Origin of the sequence: Paenibacillus turicensis (assembly GCF_050461185.1) — a bacterium.
Classification (GTDB): domain Bacteria; phylum Bacillota; class Bacilli; order Paenibacillales; family Paenibacillaceae; genus Fontibacillus; species Fontibacillus turicensis_A.
In genome coordinates this window covers 99,300-122,922 of sequence record NZ_JBCMOR010000007.1, presented here as the reverse complement: position 1 = coordinate 122,922, position 23,623 = coordinate 99,300, and the positions used below count along the sequence as shown (strand labels likewise).

Below are 23,623 nucleotides of genomic sequence, written 5' to 3'. Positions count from 1 at the left end.
GACAAAAGTGAATTCAATGAAAAAATGGAGTCTAAACAAATTATTTCTCCGCAGACTCTTAGATGATGCCAGAGCACAATATAAAGTCATAGCGGTCGTTATCGATTGGATTATCATGTTGTATATTGTTGTCCCTGTGGTACTTATTTTAGCGAGTGTCCATGTACAGCTATGGCAAATAACACTTCCGAATTGGGTAGTCAATATGCCGTTTCAGTATACAACCTTTATTTTTGTGCTTGTAACTATATTAGGTAGCTTGATTTTACGACTTGAAGCCGCAGATGTGTTATTTATAAAGCAACATACCAAAGTAATGAATGGGCTTAAGCGTTATGGTTTGCTTTATTCATTGCTAATTCAGGGGCTAGTTATTGGGATTATACTGTTTTACCTTTCTCCAATATTTGTTCGTGTATACGGAATGAACGTGATCGCAATAATTCAATTATTTTTAGTGATGTATCTTCTTAAAAGTATATATATGATTTTAGCTAATCTTATTCAAGTTTGTATAAAGGGTTGGCGGAATAAAGTCATTCTTTTTATATTAACACCAGCTACAATAGGCGTTTATTGGCTATGGCTCAATTTTATGCGTAATCAATATTTTATTTTATTTGCCCTATCGCTAGTATTGCTGTTAGGATTCATGAGCTGGTATAGATTAACAAAAGTAGATCGCTTTGAAGCAGAGCTTGATGAGGATCAGCGGATAAAAGGAAAGCTAACCGCATTTCTGGTAACACAAGCCGTTGGTAAGCCTAGAAAGCTTCGGACTAAACCGACATTGTTCAAAAAAAGCAATAAACTCTTTAAATTAAGAAGCCCTGAAAATCGCTTGGCAGAAATTATGATCAAATCATTTATTCGGGGAGAAGGGTTTAAAACTTACTTACAAATGAGTGCATTGGCATTTATCACGACGATAATGTCACCCTCGCCCATTAATATCCTGATCGCTCTATTTATTTTGTTCTTATTTGTATCTTTTATAGAAGCCAATCGTCGTGCTTTTACTAGAAGAAGTTTGATGGAAATTATCCCTATGACGGATACTATACGTAATTACAGCTATTTCAGTAGTAGAGGGGTACTGCAAGGTCTTCTTTTATTGCCAATGTATTGCATTGCTGCTGGACTTTTGATCTCTATGATAGGCTGGTGGGGGATACTTGTTGCGGTTCCAATGAGCCTAGCCTTAACTTTCATCGTGAGTCGAGCCTATTTGAGGTTAAGCTAAATTGAGGGTAACGCAAAAGAAAGCGAACGTAAAATTCGGCTCTATTTAGAAATTAGCGCTTGACAACGATAGGAGTCTTGTAGCTACGCTCCAGAGCGTTCTTGCGATTGTTGTTAAAATCATATTCCTTTTTATTGAAGTAAATTTATGGATGGAATTTGATTTTAAGAGACAATCTTCAGAATCACTCTGTCTCCTAGCTAGTTTAGATTAGCGGTACGTAAAGCAGCGTGATAACCAGCTGTATGTCCCGTAGAAAAAGCCGCGGTAATGTTGTAGCCGCCAGTATACCCATGAATATCAAGCACTTCTCCGCAAAAGAACAGTCCAGCCTTTAGCTTTGATTCCATAGTGGAAGGCACGATTTCCTTTAAATTCACACCACCACCAGTGACAAATGCCTCTTCAAACGAACGTGTGCCTGTCACTTCAAGCTTAAAGCCTTTCAATAGATCAATAAAAATACTAAAGGCATCCTTACGCAGATGCTCAAAGGTAGTATCACCACTTAATTCGCTACGTTCCAAAAGTATAGGAAGTAATCTTTCAGGGATAGTTCCTTTTAGCACATTTTTAATTGCTTTCTTTGGCTCTGCCTTGAGCATGGTTTGTAATTGCTGTTCTAACTGTCCCGTAGAAATATCCGGAAATAAGTCCAGTACCATCGTAACAGTAGGTAAGCCACTTTTTTGCTTCACACCACGAATAAAACCGCTACAGCGTAATGCAATTGGACCCGAAAGTCCGAAATGAGTAAAGATCATATCACCTTGATGAGACACCACTGGTTTCCCTTTGGCACCTAGAACAGCTAACTTCACATTACGAAGCGATAAGCCTTGTAGTTCTCGATTTGTAATAAAGGGTTCTTTTGAGATAATGGGCACCTCAGTCGGAAATAACTCAGTAATGGTATGACCTGCTGCTTGTGCCCAAGGATAACCATCGCCAGTAGAACCAGTGTGTGGTACAGATTTTCCACCTGTTGCAACCACAATGCTGTTAGCTAAAAGCGTCTCACCAGAGCTTAGCTGTACACCCTTAACTTCATGTTCATGATATAAAATTTTAGAAACGGTATGATGGACAAGCAACTCGACACCAAGCGTTTTCGCATACCCAACAAGTGCGTCTACTACGGTTTTAGCTCGATCGGAGACAGGAAACATTCGACCGTGATCCTCTTCCTTAAGTGCGATTCCAAGTCCTTCAAAAAATGCAATAATATCCTTATTATTAAATTGAGAAAGCGCGCTATGTAGAAAACGCCCTCCACCTGGAATGTAGGTAATTAACTCTGAAATATCTTTGTTGTTAGTCACATTACAGCGGCCTCCACCGGAAATTCCGAGTTTGCGTCCAAGCTTATTTCCTTTATCTAAGAGGGCTACAGTAGCACCTTGCTTAGCAGCGGCGATAGCGGCCATCAAGCCCGAGGGACCTCCACCAATGACGATAACTTGATAGGTATTCATAAACAATTCCTTTCTTTTGCACTATCGTAACATTTATATGCATTTAAAGTAGTTTGAAGTGGATTATGATATTGTAAAAAAATGTCGATTATGGTTTAATCGTAGTGAGCCTAAATGTCACATAATTTGTACATACTTACATAAATCGACTCTATGGCATCTTTGGCAAATGTGTATTCTTCCCCTAAGGAGGGAGAACGTGGTTGTATTAAGGGAAATTTTATTGCAATTATTAATAACTAGTATACCCGCTTTTTTATTTCCATTAGTTTACGGTTCGCCTGTTGGACTATGGAAAAGTCATGCCCACCTTTTCAGTATGGAGCGATTTCGTGCAAATATGATGATGATTTGCATGTTAAGTGTATTTCTCTGTTATTTATTCCAAAGTGACCTTTGGGGCGGGGTTATTATTAATTTCGCACTTTTTCCAATCGTAGTCACCATTTTGTACGCAAAGTATTGGGAAGGGCTAGTTTTAATTGTGTTTCAAATTGTATTATATACTTTTTTTACGGATCAGTTTAGTGTAACAGGCTTACTTTTAGAAACAGCAATTTTAATCTATCCTATTGTATTGCTATATTCAGTACGCTTTAAGAAGGAAAATCCGCTTGTTAAGTTTGTATGGACATTAGTTTTCTTTGTTCTGGCACAGGGACTTTATGTTGGTGCGCAATATATGAACGCTACAGATCAACTGCATCTTATGTATTTTTTAGTGATCTTTATTGAGGTTCCGATTATAGCATTAGTAGCAGGGCTGTTCATATATATGATTGAATCTACCTTGGAAAGAGAAAAGCTAAGGCTGCAAGTTACTTTGATGTCGTATGAATCTGGCAAGGAGGCTTTAAAGCTACAGCAGATGATGGATGCGGCTCCTATTTGTATCATTTTACTAGATAATGATAACCATATTATTTCCATCAATGATACATTTCTGCAGCTCTATCGTAAAGACTTTCCGAATATTACTATGGATGAAATTATAGGCTTAAATATAGCTGAATTTTTAAAACGCTCCAAACTTGATCCTTCACAAATAATGAGGTCGTGTGGTTCGGAGAAAATGAGTCAGTTTATTCAGATTGGTTTAGAAACTTATTTTACTAGTGTAACCCCAATTACAAAAGATACGACAAATGAGAATATGGGTAGCATTATTATGATTCAAGACATGACAGAGCTAGAAACCCTTAAGCTAGAGTTAAGTCACGTTGAGCGTCTAGGGATCATTGGACAAATGGCAGCAGGAATTACGCATGAAATACGTAACCCAATGGCAGTTGTTCGAGGTTTTTTGCAATTAATGCGCGAGAAAAGCTCAGATAATTTAGATCATTATTATCGAATTGTTTTAGATGAATTAGATCGTGCAAATAGTATTATTAATGATTTCCTAGCTTTGGCACAAAATAAAACAGAGCAAAAGGAAGAGTCACGCCTACATGATATTATTCATGAGCTGACGCCTTTATTGTGGGCAGATGCCAACCTTCGGGGACAGTCGATTGAGGTTGATTTAGATTATAAGGTTCCCGTATTGATGCTTAATCCAAAAGAAATCAAGCAACTTATTTTAAATTTATGCCGTAATGCGATGGAAGCGATGGAGGACAAAGGGCAGCTCACCATTATGACCCATGTTGTGGAAAATGGTGTGGAGCTCCATGTGAGTGATACTGGACCAGGAATTTCTCCAGAGGAGCAGGTGAAATTATTTCAGCCTTTTTATACGACAAAAACTAAGGGGACTGGGCTTGGACTTGCCTTATGTCAAAGCATTTTAGAAAAGCATGGTGGCAAAATTAGTGTCAAATCAGAGCTTGGTGTAGGCACTACATTCATTGTGTTATTGCCATTTCCATCAGAACAGTTAATATATTAGCAAGCATAGCGGTAAATATATCAGCAAAAATAGCGACTAACATTCATTATGCTAGTTGCTTTCTTTTGTTAGGCAGATATAATAAAATAGAACAGGATATGTTAGTACAATCACTGCTATATATCGATTCTCATGTATAATGTAGCTACTTCTCATTTATTTAAAATTTGAGTTGAAATTACACATTAGTTTTTTAAAAAAAGGAGTGTTCTTAAAAATGTCAATGTCATTTGATCATTATATGCGTGATATGGTTCAGCCGATGCGCGATGAACTGACTACGCTTGGTATTCAAGAATTGTTAACACCAGAGGATGTAGAGGAAAAATTACCTACCCTTAAAGGAACAACCTTAGTCGTGGTTAACTCCGTATGTGGTTGCGCTGCTGGACAATGCCGCCCAGGGGTTGCAAAAGCGCTTGAGCATGATCTAACACCAGATCATTTGTTTACTGTGTTTGCGGGACAAGAAAAGGAAGCGACTGCAAAGGCACGTGAATACTTTGCACCTTATCCACCTTCATCTCCATCTATTGCACTATTAAAAGATGGTGAGCTTGTACATTTTATCGAACGTGAGCAAATTGAAGATCGCTCTGCTAATGATATTGCAGAAGCATTAACCAATGCGTTTGATCGTTTCTGCCGTTAATTTTAGCTCTAGCAGATTAGGCTTGATAACGTTACACTTGGATTAACTATAAATCAGCTCTTAACAGGGGATATATCCTCAGTTGTGGGCTGATTTTTGTGTATAATATGGAAGACTCGCTATTGATTCTATATAACTGATACAATATAAGCATGTGTGCACATTTGGCTGACATAGAAAGAAGGGGTTAGCTTGATTTATGGAATTGGCCATGACGTTGTAGAAATAGAACGGATAAAACGGATGTTTGACAGAGGGATTGGCGAAAAGCTAGCTCAGCGTATTTTGACAACAAATGAGCTTGACTTAGCAGGTATGAAGAAACGTCCAGTGGAGTTTTTATGCGGGCGTTTTGCTGCAAAAGAAGCAGTGACTAAGGCATTTGGCTACGGAATTGGTAAAATAATTGGATTACATGATATTGAAATTTTTGCAGATTCGTATGGCAAGCCTTATATAGAAATATCTAAACCTGCTTGGCAACGGCTTGAATTAGATTCGCAGCAATATCAGCTTCATTTATCCATTACACATGAACGTCATCTTGCCTCTGCCTTTGTTGTTATTGAACATAATTGAACATAAGCAGGAATCAATATAATTGAAGTATCATTTTGAGGGAGAGAATAATGCACCAGCAAATAAATAGTAGACAATATTTTAGTATTGAATTATTAACTTGGTATGAGCGAAGTAAACGAGATTTGCCATGGAGAAGGTCGCGTAACCCTTATTACATCTGGGTATCTGAAATTATGCTGCAGCAGACAAGAGTGGATACAGTCATCCCTTACTTTGAACGCTTCATAGATCGTTTTCCAACGATTGAAGCTTTAGCCACAGCACCAGAGGAGGATGTCCTTAAGTGTTGGGAAGGGTTAGGCTATTATTCGCGTGCTCGTAATTTGCAGACAGCAGCACAGCAAGTAATGGAGCTACATGGTGGTGAAGTGCCTGATGATACAAGTGCCGTTGCCGCCCTAAAAGGAGTAGGGCCTTATACGACAGGGGCAATCATGAGTATTGCCTTTAATCGCCCAGAGCCTGCGGTAGATGGTAATGTGATGAGAGTGCTATCTAGATATTTCCTTATTGAAGAGGATATCGTGAAGGTAGGAACACGTAAACTGATGGAGAAGTTGGTAGTTGAACTTATCCCTGACGGGAGAGCCTCTGATTTTAATCAGGCATTAATGGAACTGGGTGCATTAGTGTGTACCCCCAAATCACCCTCTTGTCTAACCTGCCCAGTTATGGCTTATTGTGCGGGACGCATTGAAGGGATGGAAATGCAATTACCCATCAAGAGTAAGGGGAAACCACCTCGTCCTGAGCTTCGTTATGTTGCACTAGTTGAAGGAACGGGTGAACATGCCGGTAAAGTATTAGTTCGTCGTCGTCCAGACACAGGGCTACTTGCAAAGATGTGGGAGCTGCCACATGTGTTAACGGAGCAGAAAAAAAGAAACTCTAATCAAAAAGATTCAGACAAAAAAACTACGGATAGCCAATTACTTATAGATGCGCTGGCTAGTCCATTGGATGCTGAGTTATTGACTGCGGGATTCCCTGCTAAGCTAAATCAGTATTTTATGAATATAGAACATATTTTTAGCCATATATTGTGGGAAATGCATGTGTTTCAATATGTTGAAATAGAGCAAGCAGAACAGGCTCTCATTGCGGTTGCGGAGCACCAAGAAACTTATGATGTAAATGATTTAGGTGATGAATCTTTAGAATATCGTTGGATTACTAAAGCGGATATGGAGAGCTTAACGTTTCCTAATGTCTTTATAAAAATTTTAAATAAATATTTTAACGGCTCTATTTAGAAATTAGTACTTGCTAACAACTGGAGGCTGGTAGCTTCGCTCCAGAGCGTTCTTGCGATTGTTGTTAAAATCATATTCCTTTTTATTGAAGTTTATTTATAGATGGAATTTGATTTTAAGAGACAACCTTAAGAAACTCTCTGTCGCTTCGCTAGTATGGGTTAGCGGTCAAGTACTAATTTCAAGATTGATCCATATTAATAATGTATAATTATATCTACAAATCGCGCTAACCATCGTTGCCAAACCGTTTTAAAAAATGTTAACCTATGAGTGGGATTGTTACTGAAAAGGCGAAACCCAAGACATACTAGTCGTATGTGTTGGCTTTCGTCTTTTTTTATTGTCTATTGTGCTTAATCTGCTTCATAATCTCAAATACTTGAAGGAGGTAATTTAGGATGCAAACATTAAAGCCAAACCAAGCATTTCCAGCAGGTTTTTTATGGGGAGGAGCGACAGCCGCGAATCAATTGGAGGGTGGATACCGCGAAGGTGGTAAAGGGCTTAGTACAGCCGACATGGTTACAGCGGGAACTCATACCATACCAAGAACCATTACGTTAGAGCTTGAAGAAGGTGCAAATTACCCAAGCCATGAAGCGATTGATTATTATCATCGTTTTAAGGAGGATATTAAGCTGTTTGCAGAAATGGGCTTTAAAGTGTTTAGAATGTCCATTGCTTGGTCAAGAATTTTCCCCAATGGTGACGATGCTGAACCTAATGAAGAAGGTTTGAAATTTTATGATGAAGTATTTGCGGAGTTAAAAAAATATAACATAGAGCCACTTGTGACGATTTCTCATTATGAAGCACCGTATGCTTTAGCTCAAAAATATAATGGATGGTCTAATCGGAAAGTCATCGACTTTTATGTGCGTTATTGTGAAGTGATTTTTAACCGCTATAAAGATGTCGTGAAATATTGGTTGACCTTTAATGAGATAAATATTTTATCGATGAAATTTGGATTTTTTGTTGCAGGTGCGATGATGCCAAAGGGCAACTCCTCCTTTACAGATATAGAGGGAATCGAGGAACAAAAGTTGTTCCAAGCGTTACATCACCAATTTATTGCAAGCGCGAAGGCTGTAAAGCTAGGGCATGAAATTAATAAGGATTTCAAAATTGGCTGTATGATTGCCTATATGTGCTCTTATCCATTAACGTGTGATCCGCAGGATGTACTATTGGCTCAGCAAAAGGATAATATGAGCAATTTCTTATGTTCCGATGTACAAGTTCGTGGCGCTTATCCTGGTTTTGCTAAACGTTATTTCCATGACAACGATATTAACATTGTGATGGAGCCTGGGGATGAGGAGATTTTGAAGGCAGGTTGTGTAGATTTCTATACATTTAGCTACTATTACTCTGCTTGTGTAAGTGCTGATCCTGATCAGGAAATGATCAGTGGCAACTTTGCATTAGGTATTAATAATCCATATTTAAAGGCAAGTGAGTGGGGGTGGCCACTAGACTCAACGGGTCTAAGATGGACGCTAAACAACATTTATAACCGTTATCAAATTCCGTTAATGGTCGTTGAAAATGGTCTAGGTGCCGTTGATACTGTTGAGCCAGATGGTTCCATTCAGGATGATTATCGCATCGATTATTTACGTGCTCATATTAAAGATATGAAAGAAGCTATTGTAGACGGTGTTGAGCTAATTGGCTATACGCCTTGGGGCTGTATTGACCTTGTAAGTGCAGGCACAGGCGAGATGAAGAAGCGTTATGGCTTTATTTATGTCGATAAGGATAATGAAGGCAAGGGGACTTTAGATCGCTCTCGGAAGAAAAGCTTTTATTGGTATAAACAAGTGATTGAGTCGAATGGAGAAAAGCTAGATTGATGTAAATCACTAAAAATTAAACTAGAATAGTACTAACATAGTACTAACAGGAAAACAGGTTAGGAGCACTTCAGTCCCGACCTGTTTTTATCATGTTTAATTCAATTTGCTTGTAGCTTTTCTTTTTTTAATCATTAATACAAAAACAGGAATTGCAAAGAGAAGAGATAAACCAAATAAAATAGTGGGTTGTAATAGGGAAGTGTGGCTAGAAGTAGAAGCAGAGAGGTTAGAACCACCACCAACTAAAATTGCTCCATCACGAGTTTTTTGTTGTACATCATTTGAAGCGTCTGTTGAGTCATTAACCATGTTCATTATTTCTGTAGGTGTTACATTTTCATTATTAGTTAAGTTGATATATTCTTCATTATTTGCATTCTCAGTATAGAGGTAATTTAAATCATAACGTTTATCATCAATGAGCTCGATCTTGCCTTGATTTGCATAATCAGATTCTAATTGCTTAATTGTATTGTCAAAATTGTTATGGTTACTAATATTGAAAATTTTCCATACACCTGACTCTGAGGTAGCATCAACCACGGCGACCTGCTCTCCCTCAAGGTATAGTGGGAATTTGTAACCAAACAATTCATGCGACACTTCATCGCCTTGGACATTTAGCTTATAATACGCAATACCTTCCCCAAGAGTAGCTTCACGGAAACTGACTTTCCCCTCGCCATGAAACTCACTTTTTTGTGATTCAAGGGATTCGGCATAAAATTGTTTGAATTCTTCTTGAATTGCGTTCGTAATCGCTGCATCCGCTTTCTCTAAACCTGAATCCGCATATGCAGCATTGCCCAACGTTATCATCGCAAATAAAATCGTTAATATAATTACGCGAGTTTTCAAAACTACCCCTCCAATAGTCTTCAATTTTTTAGTGCAAGTTTTTCAGGAATTATTTTAGTTTTATGTTACTTACTGTATTGACCCATTTCTGTGTTGAATTGCTTTTGAAGGTAGAGTAGCTTGAAATGTTGCTAGAAGCATCTGCTGGATCTACATAATATAAATTTTGAGTGTTATTAGAGGTGTTATAATAATATCCTTTGATCACAAATGCATGACCAATCGAAGAACCAGTCCGACTCGTAAAAGCTAAAACATTAGAGTAGTTGTCTATATTACTTACAATCGTGTTGTAGGAGGGGACTGAAAGTGAGGCGGAAGAGCTTATCCCATATCCTGATAACCCTTGTTGTGCATCGTAAACCGTTCCGGCAGTGTCCATATACACGCCTTTGACGTTTTTTACAATGTTGTATTGGGTTGCATTAGATTTCCCTAAGTATTTTCCAGCCATACTGGAGACAGCTGCCCAGCATAAATAGTCGCCTTCTTGTTGTTGGGCAGTTACATCATGAATCATAGCCCCAGAAGCTGCGTATACACTAGCTGCAAATAAAGAAAGGGACATAATCGAACACATAATAATAGAAAGCGTTTTCAATTTTATCTTTTTCATGTTTTCAAACCCTTCTTAATGTATTGATTTATCGGCCGAAAAATCTATTGATAATACTATCATATTAAGAATTTTGTGGAAATTAGTAAATTAAACATTTTTTGTGGAAATTAAAGATTGTATACACATTTATTAATTGAATGATCTCTTTATCGCAAATAATGGTTAGATATGGATTTATTATTTAAAGAAATATATTATTATATAAAGACTAAATTATACTAGAAAGGAAAGCTAATGCTAGAGACATATACCAATTTTATGACCAAATATCACGATGAAATAATGGATTAAAATGGACAGGTAAAAACGTATGAGAAAATAGAAGTAAGTTTATGGAATACAGATGAGAATATGGATAATACTAACTTTAAACACTTTGAATTTTCAAAGCTCATAGGTATAGACAAATACAAAACTATTCGTAGTGAGAAAGCTCATGCTCTATTTATGACACAAATAAATAATGAAAAATCAAAAAAAGTATTAATATTTAATCGTGAATTAGAAGGGAATATCGGGAACTTTGAAACGATAATAAAGCTAGATAAGGAGTGGCTGGTTTAGTATGCTACGAACCTATGCTGTGAAAATAACAGATTTTCCTCTTACATATTTAGATGCACTATACAACAAGCTTCCTACTGAAAGAACTACAAAGTTGCGAAGGTTTCACCATTTAGCAGATACATTGCGAGGGGTTACTGGAGATATTTTAACTAGAGTTGTGATATCTGAACTTTTGCATAAGCCTACAAATGATCTTAGCTTTTCAAGAGATTTTTATGGAAAACCTAGTTTAGTTAATTTGGATAAGGAAATGGGCTTTAATATTTCTCACGGTGGAGAATGGGTTGTCCTAGTAGTTAGTTCATCTGAACAGGTTGGGGCGGACATAGAACATATACAGAGGGTAGATCATGGAATTGCTCAAAGGTTTTTCTCCCATGAAGAATTCTTATCAATAACAAGCCGATCCGAAGAAGACAATCAGTCTTTACATTTTTATGAAATTTGGACTGCTAAAGAAAGCTATGTGAAGGCTGTAGGCAAAGGGTTATCTATCCCACTGGATAGCTTTTCAACTGTCAAAGACAAAGAAATGGCTAGAGTAAAAACAATAGAAGATAAGTTATGGTTTTTTCAACGTTTTATGCTTGATCAAAGTTATGTCATCACAACCTGTGTAGATGTGGACGAATTATGTGAGGGAATTGAAATTTTAGATATAAAGTTTATTGTAGAAGCTTTTCTTAAATAAAATAGAAAGGGTGAGATGATTGACACCTATAATTTAATCTTTAAAACCAAAATTTTCCTTCCAGTAGTCTAACCATTCATCATAACTCATTCCCTTTATTTTATCCGTATCTTTTCCTTGTATTGAGAATACACCTCCTGCCATGACAGTTTTAACAACTGTATAATTTGGTAATGATGTTCCACCTATAACATTATGGTCAACAATCATAACTGTAACTAAAATATCGTATAAATCATGAGAAAATATTTTCTGAAGTGGATGATTGGTAACCGTAAATTTAAAAGTGTGAATCTCTTTCCCAATATATTGCTCAGGTTTTGTTTTTTGAACCCCCCAGAGCTTGAACTCACCTAGATTTTTCAGCAATTCTCGATCTAATGTATATTTTGGGGATTCTCCGTCATAGCTAACAATCGTATAGCCAAGTAATCTAATAAAATTAGCAGCAATTTGCTCATCGCTTTTAATTAAAATATTGGGACTACAACCTGTTATGGGGATGAGCAAAAGGCTTAGAAGAAGGCATATTACTATTTTCTTAGTTCGTAATTTTGAATTATTTTTCATAGCATTAATTTTCAAAATTAACCCTCCAGTTTTCCTTCTTAAAATGGACATATTAGTACAATGAACTATTAATAATTCTATCATATAATGAATATTATGGTAATTTAACAGATTAAAGATTTTTAGGGAAAAATAATCCCAAGAAGGTGCTCTATGAATCCAAAGAAGTTATCCCTTCCCCTAATACTCATCGCTCTACCTAACATTTTTTTAGGGGTCTTACTTCCAATGTACACCAACGAACTTGGCTACACCACATTTCAATATTCAATGACCGTTTCCGCGCTTGCCTGCTCACAAATCATTATGAAGCTTATATTAGGTAAAGTATCAGATCGTTATAGCCGGCGTTTTATTTTTATAAGTTCATTTTTGTGCTTTGCTGTCACCTATTTTATGTTTTCAGTGGCTACGCAATTATCCATTATTATTTTGGCGAGAGTAATTAATGGGATTTCAGGAATTTTGCTTACTATGGCAACCGTAGGTCTCATTTCCGATAGCAATAATAGCTTTGGACAGCAGATGGGATTCTTCGATAGTAAAGGGCAAATTGGTGGACTGATTGGCGTAGGTATATGTTATTTGGTATTAACCAACTATGACTTCATTAAAGGCTGGAATGTGTTGTTTATGATTTGTGGTGGTGGTGCAGCATTAGCGGCGTTATATGCCTTTAAATTGCCTAAGGAAACTAAGAGGCTCGTAAACACAAGTAAGCAGAAAGCAAAATTATCGTTGAAGCAACGTAAAATCTGGATGCTAAACTTATATATTTGTGCTGTAGCTAGCATGTCGGGTGTTATTTTTATTCCATATATGCAAAAGGTATACGATGCAAGCATGGAGCTAATGACGATTGTGTTCCTCGTTCCGATGATCCTGTTCCCATTTATTAATGCAAAGCTAGGAAGGGTGGGGGATCGCAAAGGGTATCGTAAAACAATCATTGTAGCTACCTTAGCCTGTAGTATAGGCGCCTTAGGACTTGCCTTTTCGCCAACCTTACTTATTTTTGCAATTGTTTGTACGATATTTGATATATTTGCTTCTGTTAAGGGTTATGCGATAGACGCGTTATTTATACAAGGTACACCACAGGCACAGATTGGGGACGCCTTTGGAAAATTCTCGATTAGCAATAACCTGGGATGGATGGCTGGTTCTGCATTAGGAGGTTATTTATTTGATGCCTTTGGATTTAATGTGCCATATATTACGTTTGCTGTTTTAATGCTCTTGTTTATACCATGTGCGTTATATTTAATTCCTCGAAATCAAGATGATACGAGGGACAAAATGATTGCTTAGTATGAGCTTTTATTAAGTTTACTTCAAAGCCTAATCCCGTTTGGATAACAATCAACGAGAATTAGGCTTGTTTTGTCATGTTTTCCCTTTAAGCCCAAGTGATCCATTTCAACTAATGGACAATCCCGTTCATAGCGTAATTGATTAAACTCTCAACAAAAGTAGCATCCACAGCTTCACCTGTAATTAATATCCGATAAAAAATCGGTGCAAAAATTAAATCAATACTCAGCCCGATATTCAAATTCGTAGGTAACTCTCCTCTAGCAATTCCACGCTCAAGAATTTCTCGTGAAATAAGACGGCGAGGTGTAAAATATCTGTTTCGGTATTCCTCCGCAATTTTTTGATCAAATTGTCCCTCTGCAATTAATTCTGCAATCACTTTTCCCTTAGGACTAGTGATAAATTCAGCCAAGCTATTCACTTGAATAAATAAATCATCTTTCGTTGATCCAGTGTCTGGGATGTGGAGCATGGATTCTGTTGCTGCAAAAAAGCCATCCAATATGACAGCCGCCTTGTTAGGCCACCATTTATATATGGTTGCTTTGCTAACACCGGCTTTTTCAGCAATCCCTTCCACTGTAACTGTATTGAAGTTTTGTTCAAGTAGCAGCTCATAGGCTGCGGTTAAAATGGCTTGTTTTGTTTTTTCACTGCGAGGTCGTCCTAGCTTTTTTTCCATGTTGCCCTCCATTTATCATGCAATTTTTATTATTTATAAACGATACGTTTATTATATTTTATACCGAATTATTTTGAAATCAATACGTTGACAAAATAAATTTGAGGAATATACTTTTAATAAACTAAACGTTCAGTTTATTAATTAAGCATACTGGAGGAATTACTATGAAAGTGCAATTGGCAGATGAAAACAAAATATCTCGTTGGCTTATATTTTTATTGGCAGGTGCATGTGGTCTTATTGTTGCGAATTTATATTACGCTCAGCCTTTAGTTGGACCTATTAGTGCTTCTACAGGTATCTCTTCAAGCTTATCAGGCTTGATCGTAACAATGACACAGTTAGGGTATGCAGCAGGATTGTTACTTCTTGTGCCATTAAGTGATGTGTTAGAGAATCGTCGCTTAATTTTATTATTGTTATCAATCGCTATGATTGGACTGTTTGTAGCAGCCTTTACCACTGGTGCAACAATTTTTTTAATTTCTGCAGTGCTGATTGGGATAGGATCTGTTGCTGCACAAATATTAGTGCCCCTTGCAGCATATCTCGTCTCAGAAGGAGAAAGAGGTAAAATTGTTGGAAATGTAATGAGTGGACTTTTGTTAGGTATTATGCTCGCAAGACCCATCGCAAGCCTTATTGCAGGCCTGTGGAACTGGCAAGTTGTTTTTATATGCTCTGCTGTTGTTATGGTCTTTCTTATGATGGTTTTACATTGGCAACTTCCACAAAGAAAACCGCAAAATCAAGGTAATTACTATATGATGATTTCCTCATTGTGGGACATTTTTAAAACAACACCTATATTACGCAGAAGATCGTTGTATCAAGCCGCCTTATTTGGTAGCTTCAGTTTATTTTGGACAGTTGTACCGATGTGGCTAAGTGATCATTTCCATCTGTCTCAGACGGGAATTGCTGCGTTTGCCTTCTTAGGGGTTGCAGGTGCTGTTGCTGCACCGATTGCGGGTAGAATGGCAGATCAGGGCTGGACGAAAAAGCTTACAGGCATCGCCATTATACTTGCAGCCCTATCATTTGTACTTACCCATGTTGCGACAGGAAATAAGGTGGCTTCACTTGTATTCTTTTGTATCGCGGCCATTACTCTGGATATGGCGGTGTCAGGTAATCTTGTGCTTGGGCAACAAGCCATCTATGCCCTAGGCGATGAGATAAGAGGGCGTGTAAATGGGCTGTTTATGGCAATCTTTTTTGGAGGAGGCGCAATAGGATCGGCATTAGGAGGTTGGGCGTATGCTTCCGGTGGATGGGTTACCTCTTCGATTATCGGATTTATACTCCCAATTTTAGCATTTATATATTATATTACGGAAAAAAATATTAAATAATACGCATTATATAATTGTTTTTTCTGAAATAATGTGTATTATATAATTTATAAAATGTTTTAATGAGATGGATACGATGATTAAACGTGCTGTAAAGGAGGTTACGATTATTAAACTGACACCAAGGCAGTTGCAAATATTGGAGATTGTAAATAAATATGCGCCGATCACTGGCGATCAAATTGCTGAGCGACTGAATTTAACGAAATCAACACTTCGTTCCGACCTGACGCTTTTGGTTGGATTAGAGCATATTGATGCGAAACCAAAGGTAGGTTATTCACCTGGAAGCCGTAGTGTGAACCGTTTAGGGGTTAAGCTTAGCGATACGTTAGTTAAAACAATTCAAAGCATGCCGATCATTATTCGAGAGACAACAACGATTCAAGATGCGGTGGTTACGTTATTTTTGCAGGACGTAGGGACATTGTTTGTATGTGATGCAGAGGAGCGTTTAACAGGGGTGACTTCACGAAAAGATTTTTTAAAGGTGACTCTTGGTAACCCAGCGGCGGCTTCCATGCCAGTTAGCATGGTGATGACACGTCAACCGAAAGTGATTACCGTTCATCCTGAAGATACAGCGTTAGATGCGGCACACAAAATGATCATGCATGAAATCGATAGTTTACCTGTCGTTGTTCCCATAGATGGAGAAGATGGCAGTGAAGGGATGAAGGTGGTTGGTCGCTTAACCAAAACCTCCATCGTAAAGCTAATACTGGATTCAGAAACAAATGGAGGCTAGGAGGGAGAGCAAACACATGGAGCAACCTATACACCGTATTACGATTTGCTCAGATTCACTTGGTGGCACAGCAGAGGCGGTAGTTGAAGCGGTGATTCATCAATTTGAGCATCAAGCCGTTGAGATTAAACGGTATGGAAATGTACGCCATGAGGATGAGTTAAAGGCATTAATGGAGGAGGCGGCCGGGTACCGCGGATTTGTTGCCTACACGCTTGTTCAGCCAGAGCTAAGGGAAATGATTCGTGAGGAATCGATGCGATTAAATTTGCGAATTGTGGATGTAATGGGACCGATGCTAGAAGCGTTTATTGATACGTTTAACGATGCACCAAGTCAGCGACTAGGTATGTTACATCAGTTAAACGATCGTTACTTTGATCGTATGGAGGCCATTGAATTTACGGTTGAATGTGATAGTGGACGTAATTTGAAGTCATTGCCCCAAGCGGATCTAGTTTTAGTAGGTATTTCTCGTACCTCTAAAACACCACTCGCGATGTTATTAGCACATCGTGGCAAAAAGGTATTCAATTATGCTCCAGTACCAGAAATTGCACCACCACCTGAGCTGTTAGCATTACGACCTGAACGGATTATCGGACTTACGATGTCTGCTGAAGTGATGTTAGGCATAAGAACAGAACGGTTAAAGGCGTTAGGCTTACCGCTTGGCTCCCAATATGCAACACTTGAGCGCATTCAGGAGGAATTAACCTATACAGAAGCATTGTTTAAACAACTGCAATGTCCTGTTATCGATATTACAGAAAAAGCAATCGAAGAAACTGCAGGGATCATTATGGGGTACATTTAGGCAATAAAATAATAACCGAGTGATATGAGGAGGAATGGCAGATGGAACGCGAATTAGCATTAGAAATTGTAAGGGTGACAGAGTTAGGGGCTTTAGCCTCGTCTCATTGGATTGGCAGAGGGGATAAAAATGCAGCAGATGATGCGGCAACGACTGCAATCCGTTCTATGTTTGATTCGGTTGCCATCAAGGGCACTGTCGTTATTGGTGAAGGAGAAATGGATGATGCCCCAATGTTATACATTGGTGAGCAGGTCGGAGATGGAAATGGACCTGAGGTTGATGTTGCAGTTGATCCATTAGAAGGGACTGAGGTTGTGGCGGCAGGGCTACAAAATGCTCAATCTGTCATTGCAATTGCAGATCGGGGAAGTCTCTTACATGCACCAGATATTTATATGGAGAAGCTGGCATGTGGTCCTAAGTTGGCTGGATTACTGTCGTTAGATGATGATGTAAATACAACATTAAACAAAGCTGCGCATCATTTGGGTAAATCCTTATCTGAATTAACGGTGATGGTGTTAGATCGTAAGCGTCATGCCAAACTCATCTCGGATTTACGCGAGGCAGGAGTAAGAATTCGATTACTTAGTCATGGAGACGTAGCAGGCGCAATTGCTCCTGCCCTTCCAGACAGTGATGTCGATTTGTATCTTGGCTCAGGGGGAGCACCGGAAGGTGTGCTTGCGGCAGCAGCTTTAACCTGTCTCGGAGGCGAAATGCAAGGGCGGTTATTGCCACAAGGTCCATTTGAACAACAACGTTGTCTCATGATGGGCATAACTGACACTTCTCGTGTACTGTCACAGCGAGACATGGTTGGGGATGGAGATGTTATATTTGCTGCTACAGGGGTGACCTCTAGTGATTTTTTAAGTGGAGTTCGTCAAATTAACAAAGATTATGCTGAGACGCATTCCGTCATTATGCGGGCACAAAGCCGTACGATTCGCTATATTCGCAGTATTCATTATTTGCCTAGTAAAAACATTTCGATTCCACAACCTCAGGTTGTGCAGCAGCAAGCAAAAGCAATCTAAGTGAGTTGAAAATAGATAGAAGCTTCGATGATTTGTTCAAATTTATAACTGGGGGATGAACAGCATGAACGCTCAAACTAGTGTAAAGATCAAAGAACAGAGAAAAAGTATTTATTTCTTCCAAGAAGGCAATGCCACAATGAAGGATCTACTCGGTGGGAAGGGTGCTAATTTGGCAGAAATGACGAAGCTAGGCTTGCCAATTCCCCCTGGATTTACAATTACAACTGAGGTGTGTAGAGATTTTATTAAAACAGGTGGGTATCTGGAGCAACAATTACTCAATGAGATTGACAGTAGTGTAGAACGACTAGGTGCAGAGATGAATGCACAGTTTGGCAGTATGGAGCAGCCATTGCTTGTCTCTGTTCGTTCTGGCTCCTTAAATTCAATGCCTGGCATGCTAGACACGATTCTTAATCTTGGTTTGAACGATCAGACTGTTATTGCTTTAGCACAGTGGGTCAAGGATGAACGCTTTGCTTATGATTGCTACCGTAGATTTATTGCGATGTTTGGAAATATCGTGCTTAATGTTCCTCATGAGCGGTTTGAGGATGAGCTAAAGGCGTTAAAGGCTTCAATACAGAAAGATAATGATCAGCAACTCACAAGTGAGGATTGGAAGCAATTAATAGAATCTTATAAAAAAGTAATTGAACAATACGGCACAGAGTCATTCCCGCAGGATGTATATACTCAGCTACACTTGGCGGTGAAGGCAGTATTCCGAAGCTGGGGGAATGCTCGTGCTAAAGTATACCGTAAGCTATATGGGATTCCGGAAGATCAAGGGACAGCGGTCAATATCCAAGCGATGGTGTTTGGCAACCGTGGGGAAGATAGTGCAACAGGTGTAATGTTTACACGTAACCCTGCAACAGGTTCTCGTCAGCTTTACGGCGAATTTTTAGTTAACGCACAAGGTGAGGATGTAGTGGCTGGCATTCGTACACCATCTTCAATTGAGGAAATGTCACGTTTATTCCCTCAGGCTTTTGCGGATTTGGCAAATGCGGCTGCGATTTTGGAAGAGCACTATGAGGATATGCAGGATATTGAATTTACAGTTGAGCAAAATCGCTTATATTTGCTGCAAACCCGTGTTGGCAAAAGAACAGCGCAAGCGGCAGTTAAAATTGCGATGGATTTGTTGCATGAAGGGCAAATTACCCCTCAGCAAGCGATATCACGTATTGATATGCAGCATCTAAATCAATTGTTGCATCGGACTATTAAGCCATCTGAGAGTCTAACCGCGTTATCCACAGGTCTACCTGCCTCACCGGGCGCGGCTACTGGCGTCATTTGCCTTGACGCAGATACTGTAGTGCAATGGGCACAGGAAGGACGCTCAGTTATTTTGCTAACAGAGGAAACGTCACCAGAGGACATCCACGGCTTAGAGGCAGCAGAAGGGGTACTCACTGCGAAGGGTGGAATGACAAGTCATGCTGCCGTAGTTGCTAGAGGGATGGGAAAACCATGTATTTGTGGTTGTAGCAATTTGAGTATCAACAAGGCAACCCGTACAATACAGCTTGGTGGACTTACCCTGCACGAGGGTGATGAATTAACGATTGATGGTAACCTTGGGCAAATATTTAATGGCTTACTTCCATTAACTGAGCCAGAACTGAGCCCAGAGCTGGAGGAGCTGCTCAAGGTAGCAGATGAAATCCGTACTCTTAAAATATATGCTAACGCAGATAGTCCAAAGGATGCTACAAAGGCAAGGAAATTAGGTGCAGAGGGCGTTGGGTTATGCCGAACAGAGCATATGTTTTTCTCTGATAAGCGTTTACCGATTGTACAAAAAATGATTTTAGCAGATAACCGTGAAGAACGAATTCAATGGCTTACACGTTTGCTCCCAATGCAGCAAGCAGATTTTGAACAAATTTTTGAGGCAATGGCAGGTTGCTCTGTTACGATCCGTTTGCTCGACCCACCACTACATGAGTTTTTGCCTAATGAACGTCTGCTTGAGCGACAGTTGGCGGAGCTGAATAAAGCCAATGTCAATCAAGACGAAGTAAAGCAACAAATTGCTGAATTGGAGTGCATGTTAGCAAAGGTACGTGAATTAAGAGAAAATAATCCGATGTTAGGTCTTCGAGGCTGTCGATTGGGAATACGTTTTCCTGAAATTTATGATATGCAGCTAGAAGCGATTTTCCGTGCTGCTTTGACGGTGCTTAAGAAGGGGATTGAAGTCCAGCCAGAAATTATGGTGCCATTAGTTGGAGATTCTAATGAACTTAAATGGTTACGTGAGATGGCAGATGAGGTTGCTAAACAAATTTTGGGCCCTGATTATGTAAACGTGAAATACTCTGTTGGTACGATGATTGAAGTACCACGCGCTGCACTTTTAGCAGAGGATATCGCCAAGTATGCAGACTTTTTCTCCTTTGGCACAAATGATTTAACACAGATGACTTATGGCTACAGTCGTGATGATGCAGAAGGAACCTTCCTTAAGCATTATTTAGATAATGGGATTTTAGCAAGCAACCCTTTCCAAACCTTAGACAGTAAAGGTGTTGGACAACTGATTGATTGGGCTGTTCAAAAAGGAAGAACAGGTAAGCCTAAGCTGAAGATTGGGCTGTGTGGTGAACAAGGTGGCGATTTTAATAGTATCTCATTTTGTCACAAAATAGGATTAAATTATGTGAGCTGTTCACCTATGCGTATTCCATTTGCACGCCTTGCCGCTGCACAAGTAGCGCTTGCTGCTGATGAGAAATGATATATTATATAGATCAAAGATATAATTAACCGTGATAAAAACCAAGGGCTCCCCACAGTATGAGGATGTATAACTTCCTGTCTACTGTGGGGAGCCGTTTAATTCAGGTGCGGCGGTTTTCAACGTCCTTCATGTTGTTCTGCTCATCGGTTAAACGATGAAGCTCATTAATTTCTTCATCTTTAGACACAGTCGGTTCGGCTTGGTGCTGAACAAACTTCGCAAATTCCTCTTTTTGCTTATTTAATGCATTTTTAGCTGCTAGCCATTCCTGTGGATCGTTAGTTGGGCTCATCTGAAAATTCCTCCTATTTTAAAAGTAATTACTTTTTCGCCCCTAAATAACGGCGGTTAACTTCGTCCCAGCCTACAACGTTCCAGAAGGCAACAATGTAGTCAGGACGTTTATTTTGGTATTTTAAATAATAGGCGTGTTCCCATACATCAAGCCCAAGAATCGGCGTTAAGCCTTCCATTAGAGGGCTATCTTGATTGGGGGTGCTTGTAATGGCTAGCTTGCCGTCTTGTCCCACCACGAGCCATGCCCAACCACTACCGAAATGAGTTGTCGCGGCTTTTGCAAAATCCTCTTTAAACTTGTCGAATCCACCTAACTCTGTGTCGATGGCTTTAGCTAGTTCTCCTGTCGGAGCCCCGCCACCTTGTGGACTCAAAATCGTCCAAAACAAGGAGTGATTAGCATGTCCCCCTCCATTGTTACGTACAGCCATACGGATACTTTCAGGTACTTTATTTAAATCTGAAATCAATGCCTCTACAGTTAAGCCTTGAAGCTCTGGAGCATTTTCAAGTGCTGCGTTTAAATTGGTAACATAAGTATTGTGATGCTTATCATGATGAATGTTCATCGTTTGTTCATCAATATAAGGCTCTAATGCGTTTGCTTTATAGGGTAATGCTGGTAGTTGATAGGGCACCGTAGGTGAAACCTCCTTTTGATTGTTAAATACATGTAAAGCTTGCTCCGTGGTTGCAGTCATGTCTTTTTCACATCCACTTAACAAAAAACATAAGGAACAAATGGAAAGCCACTTTATCCAGTTCGAAATGTAAATCACCTCCAATGATCAGACCTATTTTTGGCAAAAATCGTCTTTTTATACATATTTATTTCCAATATATGAAGATTTTTAAGAAAGTTTAAATGTAAACGCTTAATATAAAGCGCTTTCACGAGAAAAATGATGTATTATGGTGATTTATATGGTTTAATGGACAAAGAAAGCAGTTTTTGTCTGAATCAATTGTTTAATTCATGTAAACATAGGTAGCCTTTAGCGTTCCAATATTTTGCATATGTCAATTAAACATTTAAATAGACGAATAAAATGTTTTCGTTTTTTTTTACTTTGTTTCATCAATTTTATTTTTTGCATAGTTGTCGTTTGCATAATTGTTGGTAGTTGTTTAGTTTAATGATTTTATCTTGCGTGAAAAAAGGAGATCAAAGCATGCGTATTCGTTCCTTTCAGTTGAGTGATGCTAGTCAAGTGATGGAGCTTTTGCAGGTTGCCTTATCGGAAGATTGTTATGAAGATACGAAACGTGCGTTTGCTAGACAGTTGTCTTGGGATTCAGAGTTAATCATGATTGCTGATGTTGAGGATGAGATTGTAGGCGTATTAATTGGAACCATTGATCACAATCTTGGTTGCATTTATCGTACTGCTGTGCACCCTGAGTATCGGAGACGTGGCGTAGGCAAGGGACTTGTCACCGCAATGGAGCAACGATTCCAACAACGTAATGTTCGTCGTATTGTAATTGCAGGAGATGAACACAACAAGGCTGTTATGCCACTTTATGAAGCAATGGGCTACGGTGCCAACAAGTTTCTTGAGGCATTTCAGAAGCTAAATATTGCGGCGGTTCAATCGTTGTCATAATCATGGCAATATCAGTGTCAACAGATGTCTTTCATCGTAATGTTTTTTTAGTAAGCATATCCTCTGCTCATTTTATGGGTGAAGGATATGCTTTTCTATTGTGAAAATATTCCATTTCTCGTAAGGGAGTGACTGGGTATGCCTGAAGAACATCGTGACGAAGTACCTCAAAAAAAGTGGCGAAGAGACCTATTCTTTATTTTGAAAACATGTATAATCGCATTTGTAATCATGCTACTCTTAAATCAATACGTATTTAATTTAACTGTAGTAAAAGGGCAATCGATGTTACCGACATTGGCTAATCAAGAACGAATGTTTATAGATAAGGTAGTTTACTATTTTTATGCGCCACAGCATGGTGAAATTGTAGTATTAAAGGACCCTACTTCTAAAGATAAAAACAATTCCTTTTTAGTAAAACGTATTATTGGTGTTCCAGGCGATCAGGTTGAAATAAAAAATCATAAGCTCTATGTTAATAATGAAATTGTAAATGAGCCCTATACGGATGTTCAAATTGAGGATGAGGATATGCCCCTTATTAAGCTTCAAGTAGGTGAGTTTTTTGTAATGGGGGATAATCGACATGCGGGAAAAAGTAAGGATAGCCGGTATTTTGGTAGTGTACAAAGGGAAGATATTGTTGGACGAGCTGAATTTATAATATGGCCAATTTATACAATTCGTAGTTTGTAACCGATAATAGATAGTGTGGTTTGTCTATAGT

23 protein-coding genes are annotated in these 23,623 nt (G+C 38.8%); 16 read left to right on the top strand and 7 right to left on the bottom strand.

Going from position 1 to position 23,623, the window contains the following annotated elements:
• Nucleotides 1–16 precede the first annotated feature (16 nt).
• Nucleotides 17–1,243, top strand: coding sequence for an ABC transporter permease (locus ABE099_RS13045; RefSeq protein ID WP_430031575.1), 1,227 nt, complete (start codon nucleotides 17–19; stop codon nucleotides 1,241–1,243).
• 200 nt (nucleotides 1,244–1,443) lie between these two features.
• On the opposite strand, the gene ABE099_RS13040 is transcribed toward ABE099_RS13045, so the two are convergent.
• A complete protein-coding gene (locus ABE099_RS13040) occupies nucleotides 1,444–2,718 on the bottom strand; it encodes an NAD(P)/FAD-dependent oxidoreductase (protein WP_430031335.1) in 1,275 nt (424 codons plus the stop codon).
• Nucleotides 2,719–2,917: 199 nt separating this feature from the next.
• Between ABE099_RS13040 and ABE099_RS13035 the strand changes: the two genes are divergently transcribed.
• From ABE099_RS13035 to ABE099_RS13015, 5 genes are all read left to right on the top strand, one after another.
• Nucleotides 2,918–4,609, top strand: coding sequence for a two-component system sensor histidine kinase NtrB (locus tag ABE099_RS13035; RefSeq protein ID WP_430031333.1), 1,692 nt, complete (start codon nucleotides 2,918–2,920; stop codon nucleotides 4,607–4,609).
• Nucleotides 4,610–4,826: 217 nt separating this feature from the next.
• The gene (locus ABE099_RS13030; RefSeq protein ID WP_430031331.1) at nucleotides 4,827–5,261 is read left to right on the top strand and encodes a BrxA/BrxB family bacilliredoxin; all 435 of its coding nucleotides are present in this window, start codon (nucleotides 4,827–4,829) and stop codon (nucleotides 5,259–5,261) included.
• Between the two features lie 192 nt (nucleotides 5,262–5,453).
• Complete coding sequence (gene acpS, locus ABE099_RS13025) at nucleotides 5,454–5,840, top strand: holo-ACP synthase (RefSeq protein WP_430031329.1); 387 nt, start codon at nucleotides 5,454–5,456, stop codon at nucleotides 5,838–5,840.
• Between the two features lie 50 nt (nucleotides 5,841–5,890).
• On the top strand, nucleotides 5,891–7,096 hold the full coding sequence (mutY, locus tag ABE099_RS13020; RefSeq protein ID WP_430031326.1) for an A/G-specific adenine glycosylase: 1,206 nt from the start codon (nucleotides 5,891–5,893) through the stop codon (nucleotides 7,094–7,096).
• A gap of 401 nt (nucleotides 7,097–7,497) precedes the next feature.
• Complete coding sequence (locus ABE099_RS13015) at nucleotides 7,498–8,958, top strand: glycoside hydrolase family 1 protein (protein ID WP_430031323.1); 1,461 nt, start codon at nucleotides 7,498–7,500, stop codon at nucleotides 8,956–8,958.
• Nucleotides 8,959–9,054: 96 nt separating this feature from the next.
• Here the strand turns inward: ABE099_RS13015 and ABE099_RS13010 are convergent, their stop codons facing one another.
• Entirely contained in the window at nucleotides 9,055–9,819 is a 765-nt protein-coding gene (locus ABE099_RS13010) for a hypothetical protein (protein WP_430031321.1), read from the bottom strand.
• Between the two features lie 49 nt (nucleotides 9,820–9,868).
• Entirely contained in the window at nucleotides 9,869–10,435 is a 567-nt protein-coding gene (locus ABE099_RS13005) for a papain-like cysteine protease family protein (protein ID WP_430031319.1), read from the bottom strand.
• A gap of 354 nt (nucleotides 10,436–10,789) precedes the next feature.
• On the opposite strand from ABE099_RS13005, the gene ABE099_RS13000 reads away from it, so the two are divergent.
• Both ABE099_RS13000 and ABE099_RS12995 read left to right on the top strand, forming a co-directional pair.
• Nucleotides 10,790–11,002 carry a hypothetical protein gene (locus ABE099_RS13000; RefSeq protein WP_430031317.1) on the top strand — a complete coding sequence of 71 codons (213 nt, stop codon included), beginning with the start codon at nucleotides 10,790–10,792 and terminating at the stop codon, nucleotides 11,000–11,002.
• A 19-nt stretch (nucleotides 11,003–11,021) separates the two neighbouring features.
• A complete protein-coding gene (locus tag ABE099_RS12995) occupies nucleotides 11,022–11,696 on the top strand; it encodes a 4'-phosphopantetheinyl transferase family protein (RefSeq protein ID WP_430031315.1) in 675 nt (224 codons plus the stop codon).
• Nucleotides 11,697–11,729: 33 nt separating this feature from the next.
• Here the strand turns inward: ABE099_RS12995 and ABE099_RS12990 are convergent, their stop codons facing one another.
• Nucleotides 11,730–12,281 carry a hypothetical protein gene (locus ABE099_RS12990; RefSeq protein ID WP_430031312.1) on the bottom strand — a complete coding sequence of 184 codons (552 nt, stop codon included), beginning with the start codon at nucleotides 12,279–12,281 and terminating at the stop codon, nucleotides 11,730–11,732.
• 138 nt (nucleotides 12,282–12,419) lie between these two features.
• Here ABE099_RS12990 and ABE099_RS12985 point away from each other — a divergent pair, with 138 nt between their 5' ends.
• Nucleotides 12,420–13,577 (top strand): MFS transporter, encoded by a 1,158-nt coding sequence (locus ABE099_RS12985; protein WP_430031310.1) that lies wholly within the window; start codon nucleotides 12,420–12,422, stop codon nucleotides 13,575–13,577.
• Nucleotides 13,578–13,689: 112 nt separating this feature from the next.
• On the opposite strand, the gene ABE099_RS12980 is transcribed toward ABE099_RS12985, so the two are convergent.
• Nucleotides 13,690–14,265, bottom strand: a complete 576-nt coding sequence (locus tag ABE099_RS12980; RefSeq protein WP_430031308.1) for a TetR/AcrR family transcriptional regulator — start codon at nucleotides 14,263–14,265, stop codon at nucleotides 13,690–13,692.
• A gap of 167 nt (nucleotides 14,266–14,432) precedes the next feature.
• On the opposite strand from ABE099_RS12980, the gene ABE099_RS12975 reads away from it, so the two are divergent.
• The 5 genes from ABE099_RS12975 (at nucleotide 14,433) to ppdK (ending at nucleotide 20,986) form a co-directional block, all read left to right on the top strand.
• A complete protein-coding gene (locus tag ABE099_RS12975; RefSeq protein WP_430031306.1) occupies nucleotides 14,433–15,623 on the top strand; it encodes an MFS transporter in 1,191 nt (396 codons plus the stop codon).
• A gap of 76 nt (nucleotides 15,624–15,699) precedes the next feature.
• Nucleotides 15,700–16,371, top strand: a complete 672-nt coding sequence (locus ABE099_RS12970) for a helix-turn-helix transcriptional regulator (RefSeq protein ID WP_430031304.1) — start codon at nucleotides 15,700–15,702, stop codon at nucleotides 16,369–16,371.
• A 16-nt stretch (nucleotides 16,372–16,387) separates the two neighbouring features.
• A complete protein-coding gene (locus ABE099_RS12965; RefSeq protein ID WP_430031302.1) occupies nucleotides 16,388–17,188 on the top strand; it encodes a pyruvate, water dikinase regulatory protein in 801 nt (266 codons plus the stop codon).
• 41 nt (nucleotides 17,189–17,229) lie between these two features.
• Nucleotides 17,230–18,231, top strand: coding sequence for a class II fructose-bisphosphatase (gene glpX, locus ABE099_RS12960; RefSeq protein WP_430031300.1), 1,002 nt, complete (start codon nucleotides 17,230–17,232; stop codon nucleotides 18,229–18,231).
• A gap of 64 nt (nucleotides 18,232–18,295) precedes the next feature.
• On the top strand, nucleotides 18,296–20,986 hold the full coding sequence (ppdK, locus tag ABE099_RS12955; RefSeq protein WP_430031298.1) for a pyruvate, phosphate dikinase: 2,691 nt from the start codon (nucleotides 18,296–18,298) through the stop codon (nucleotides 20,984–20,986).
• 103 nt (nucleotides 20,987–21,089) lie between these two features.
• On the opposite strand, the gene ABE099_RS12950 is transcribed toward ppdK, so the two are convergent.
• Together ABE099_RS12950 and ABE099_RS12945 are read right to left on the bottom strand one after the other, a co-directional pair.
• Nucleotides 21,090–21,281: a hypothetical protein gene (locus ABE099_RS12950; protein ID WP_210089786.1), complete on the bottom strand. Its 192-nt coding sequence runs from the start codon at nucleotides 21,279–21,281 to the stop codon at nucleotides 21,090–21,092.
• A gap of 28 nt (nucleotides 21,282–21,309) precedes the next feature.
• On the bottom strand, nucleotides 21,310–21,924 hold the full coding sequence (locus tag ABE099_RS12945; protein WP_430031572.1) for a superoxide dismutase: 615 nt from the start codon (nucleotides 21,922–21,924) through the stop codon (nucleotides 21,310–21,312).
• A gap of 534 nt (nucleotides 21,925–22,458) precedes the next feature.
• Here ABE099_RS12945 and ABE099_RS12940 point away from each other — a divergent pair.
• Entirely contained in the window at nucleotides 22,459–22,893 is a 435-nt protein-coding gene (locus ABE099_RS12940; protein WP_210089785.1) for a GNAT family N-acetyltransferase, read from the top strand.
• A 138-nt stretch (nucleotides 22,894–23,031) separates the two neighbouring features.
• Complete coding sequence (lepB, locus tag ABE099_RS12935; RefSeq protein ID WP_430031296.1) at nucleotides 23,032–23,592, top strand: signal peptidase I; 561 nt, start codon at nucleotides 23,032–23,034, stop codon at nucleotides 23,590–23,592.
• The last annotated feature ends 31 nt before the right edge of the window (nucleotides 23,593–23,623 follow it).

What these genes read in the sequence shown, in the direction of transcription:
- ABE099_RS13045 (WP_430031575.1), top strand. Translation starts at nt 17, where the DNA reads ATGAAAAAATGGAGTCTAAACAAATTATTTCTCCGCAGACTCTTAGAT.
- ABE099_RS13040 (WP_430031335.1), bottom strand. Translation starts at nt 2,718, where the DNA reads ATGAATACCTATCAAGTTATCGTCATTGGTGGAGGTCCCTCGGGCTTG.
- ABE099_RS13030 (WP_430031331.1), top strand. Translation starts at nt 4,827, where the DNA reads ATGTCAATGTCATTTGATCATTATATGCGTGATATGGTTCAGCCGATG.
- mutY (WP_430031326.1), top strand. Translation starts at nt 5,891, where the DNA reads ATGCACCAGCAAATAAATAGTAGACAATATTTTAGTATTGAATTATTA.
- ABE099_RS13015 (WP_430031323.1), top strand. Translation starts at nt 7,498, where the DNA reads ATGCAAACATTAAAGCCAAACCAAGCATTTCCAGCAGGTTTTTTATGG.
- ABE099_RS13005 (WP_430031319.1), bottom strand. Translation starts at nt 10,435, where the DNA reads ATGAAAAAGATAAAATTGAAAACGCTTTCTATTATTATGTGTTCGATT.
- ABE099_RS13000 (WP_430031317.1), top strand. Translation starts at nt 10,790, where the DNA reads ATGGATAATACTAACTTTAAACACTTTGAATTTTCAAAGCTCATAGGT.
- ABE099_RS12985 (WP_430031310.1), top strand. Translation starts at nt 12,420, where the DNA reads ATGAATCCAAAGAAGTTATCCCTTCCCCTAATACTCATCGCTCTACCT.
- ABE099_RS12980 (WP_430031308.1), bottom strand. Translation starts at nt 14,265, where the DNA reads ATGGAAAAAAAGCTAGGACGACCTCGCAGTGAAAAAACAAAACAAGCC.
- ABE099_RS12975 (WP_430031306.1), top strand. Translation starts at nt 14,433, where the DNA reads ATGAAAGTGCAATTGGCAGATGAAAACAAAATATCTCGTTGGCTTATA.
- ABE099_RS12970 (WP_430031304.1), top strand. Translation starts at nt 15,700, where the DNA reads ATGATTAAACGTGCTGTAAAGGAGGTTACGATTATTAAACTGACACCA.
- ABE099_RS12965 (WP_430031302.1), top strand. Translation starts at nt 16,388, where the DNA reads ATGGAGCAACCTATACACCGTATTACGATTTGCTCAGATTCACTTGGT.
- glpX (WP_430031300.1), top strand. Translation starts at nt 17,230, where the DNA reads ATGGAACGCGAATTAGCATTAGAAATTGTAAGGGTGACAGAGTTAGGG.
- ppdK (WP_430031298.1), top strand. Translation starts at nt 18,296, where the DNA reads ATGAACGCTCAAACTAGTGTAAAGATCAAAGAACAGAGAAAAAGTATT.
- ABE099_RS12950 (WP_210089786.1), bottom strand. Translation starts at nt 21,281, where the DNA reads ATGAGCCCAACTAACGATCCACAGGAATGGCTAGCAGCTAAAAATGCA.
- ABE099_RS12940 (WP_210089785.1), top strand. Translation starts at nt 22,459, where the DNA reads ATGCGTATTCGTTCCTTTCAGTTGAGTGATGCTAGTCAAGTGATGGAG.
- lepB (WP_430031296.1), top strand. Translation starts at nt 23,032, where the DNA reads ATGCCTGAAGAACATCGTGACGAAGTACCTCAAAAAAAGTGGCGAAGA.